This window comes from Rathayibacter sp. AY1C6, from assembly GCF_002931535.1.
Taxonomy (GTDB): domain Bacteria; phylum Actinomycetota; class Actinomycetes; order Actinomycetales; family Microbacteriaceae; genus Rathayibacter.
In genome coordinates, this window is the sequence record NZ_PSWC01000045.1 from 1,912 (window position 1) to 5,244 (window position 3,333).

Consider the following 3,333-nt stretch of genomic DNA (forward strand, 5'->3'; position numbering starts at 1 on the left):
GAGGGATACCGCCCGTATTTTGAGAACTACACAGTGGACGCGAGCATCTTAGATTCACGGCTTCGGTCGTGGATCGACAAGATTCGCATGGCGCGGCTTTCGGGCTGCGGTCATGCAAATCATTGGATCTGCAACTTTTCGAGTTGTAGTTTCTTAACTCATGTGATTAGCAAGTTCATAAGAGCAAACGGTGAATGCCTTGGCATCTGGAGCCGAAGAAGGACGTCGTAATCTGCGATAAGCCTCGGGGAGCTGATAAACGAGCTGTGATCCGAGGATTTCCGAATGGGGAAACCCCGCCAGGCCCCTTGTGGTGACCTGGTGACTCCCGCCTGAATATATAGGGCGGGTAGAGGGAACGTGGGGAAGTGAAACATCTCAGTACCCACAGGAAGAGAAAACAACAGTGATTCCGTCAGTAGTGGCGAGCGAACGCGGAAGAGGCTAAACCGAGTCATGTGTGATACCCGGCAGGGGTTGCATGGCCGGGGTTGTGGGACTTTTCGTTCCGGTCTGCCGGCCGGTGAACGTTACAGCGCATCATAGACGAACAGGTTTGAACGCCTGGCCAGAGCGGGTGCGAGCCCCGTAGTCGAAATGGTGTTATGGCGTGAAGAGTATCCCAAGTAGCACGGGGCCCGAGAAATCCCGTGTGAATCTGTCAGGACCACCTGATAAGCCTAAATACTCCCAGATGACCGATAGCGGACAAGTACCGTGAGGGAAAGGTGAAAAGTACCCCGGGAGGGGAGTGAAATAGTACCTGAAACCGTTTGCTTACAAACCGTCGGAGCCTCCTTGTAGGGGTGACGGCGTGCCTTTTGAAGAATGAGCCTGCGAGTTAGTGCTCTGTGGCGAGGTTAACCCGTGTGGGGCAGCCGTAGCGAAAGCGAGTCCGAATAGGGCGATTCAGTCGCAGGGTCTAGACCCGAAGCGAAGTGATCTATCCATGGCCAGGTTGAAGCGACGGTAAGACGTCGTGGAGGACCGAACCCACTTCAGTTGAAAATGGAGGGGATGAGCTGTGGATAGGGGTGAAAGGCCAATCAAACTTCGTGATAGCTGGTTCTCTCCGAAATGCATTTAGGTGCAGCGTTGCGTGTTTCTTGCCGGAGGTAGAGCTACTGGATGGCCGATGGGGCCCAAAAGCTTACTGACGTCAGCCAAACTCCGAATGCCGGTAAGTGAGAGCGCAGCAGTGAGACTGTGGGGGATAAGCTTCATAGTCGAGAGGGAAACAACCCAGACCACCAACTAAGGTCCCTAAGCGCGTGCTAAGTGGGAAAGGATGTGGAGTTGCACAGACAACCAGGAGGTTGGCTTAGAAGCAGCCACCCTTGAAAGAGTGCGTAATAGCTCACTGGTCAAGTGATTCCGCGCCGACAATGTAACGGGGCTCAAGCACGCCACCGAAGTTGTGGCATTGACATTAGTGGTAGGCCTTCGTGGTCCAGCCGTGTTGATGGGTAGGAGAGCGTCGTGTGGCGAGTGAAGCGGCGGTGTGAACCAGCCGTGGATGCCACACGAGTGAGAATGCAGGCATGAGTAGCGAAAGACGGGTGAGAAACCCGTCCTCCGGAAGACCAAGGGTTCCAGGGTCAAGCTAATCTTCCCTGGGTAAGTCGGGACCTAAGGCGAGGCCGACAGGCGTAGTCGATGGACAACGGGTTGATATTCCCGTACCGGCGAAGAACCGCCCAAGACAATCCAGTAGTGCTAAGTATCTGAATCCCTTTGATGGATCCCTTCGGGGTGAAGCGTTGGGCCTAGCGTACGACCCCGTGCTGGTGCGTTTAGCGTATTAACAGGTGTGACGCAGGAAGGTAGCCGAGCCGGGCGATGGTTGTCCCGGTCTAAGGATGTAGGGCGAACGATAGGCAAATCCGTCGTTCATATAGCCTGAGATCTGATGGGTAGACGCAAGTCGAAATCGGTGATCCTATGCTGCCAAGAAAAGCATCGACGCGAGGTTCTAGCTGCCCGTACCCCAAACCGACTCAGGTGGTCAGGTAGAGAATACTAAGGAGATCGAGAGAATCGTGGTTAAGGAACTCGGCAAAATGCCCCCGTAACTTCGGGAGAAGGGGGGCCTGAGGCGTGAACGGACTTGCTCCGGGAGCGTTCGATGGCCGCAGAGACCAGTGGGAAGCGACTGTTTACTAAAAACACAGGTCCGTGCTAAGTCGCAAGACGATGTATACGGACTGACGCCTGCCCGGTGCTGGAAGGTTAAGAGGAACGGTTAGCCGCAAGGCGAAGCTGAGAATTTAAGCCCCAGTAAACGGCGGTGGTAACTATAACCATCCTAAGGTAGCGAAATTCCTTGTCGGGTAAGTTCCGACCTGCACGAATGGCGTAACGACTTCCCAGCTGTCTCAACCGCGAACTCGGCGAAATTGCATTACGAGTAAAGATGCTCGTTACGCGCAGCAGGACGGAAAGACCCCGTGACCTTTACTATAGTTTGGTATTGGTGTTCGGTGTGGCTTGTGTAGGATAGGTGGGAGACGTTGAAGCGGGCACGCTAGTGTTCGTGGAGTCATTGTTGAAATACCACTCTGGTCACTCTGGATATCTAACTTCGGACCCTAATCGGGTTCAGGGACAGTGCCTGATGGGTAGTTTAACTGGGGCGGTTGCCTCCCAAAGAGTAACGGAGGCGCCCAAAGGTTCCCTCAACCTGGTTGGCAATCAGGTGGCGAGTGTAAGTGCACAAGGGAGCTTGACTGTGAGACTGACAAGTCGAGCAGGGACGAAAGTCGGGACTAGTGATCCGGCAGTGGCTTGTGGAAGCGCTGTCGCTCAACGGATAAAAGGTACCTCGGGGATAACAGGCTGATCTTGCCCAAGAGTCCATATCGACGGCATGGTTTGGCACCTCGATGTCGGCTCGTCGCATCCTGGGGCTGGAGTAGGTCCCAAGGGTTGGGCTGTTCGCCCATTAAAGCGGTACGCGAGCTGGGTTTAGAACGTCGTGAGACAGTTCGGTCCCTATCCGCTGCGCGCGCAGGAAATTTGAGAAGATCTATCCCTAGTACGAGAGGACCGGGATGGACGAACCTCTGGTGTGTCAGTTGTTCCGCCAGGAGCACCGCTGATTAGCTACGTTCGGAACGGATAACCGCTGAAAGCATCTAAGCGGGAAGCCGGCTTCGAGATGAGATTTCCATCCCTTCGGGGGAGAGGCTCCCAGCCAGACGACTGGGTTGATAGGCCGGATGTGGAAGACAGGACTAAAGACTGTCGGAGCTGACCGGTACTAATAAGCCGATAACTTGATAATCACTACACTCATACCGTTGTAAAGGCTGGTAGGAGTGGTCAGAGATTGCT

The 3,333-nt window shown here is 54.5% G+C and carries 1 rRNA gene; it reads left to right on the top strand.

Annotated features, from left to right (window positions below):
- Window positions 1–167: 167 nt before the first annotated feature.
- Window positions 168–3,283, top strand: a 23S ribosomal RNA gene (locus C5D36_RS16420).
- The last annotated feature ends 50 nt before the right edge of the window (window positions 3,284–3,333 follow it).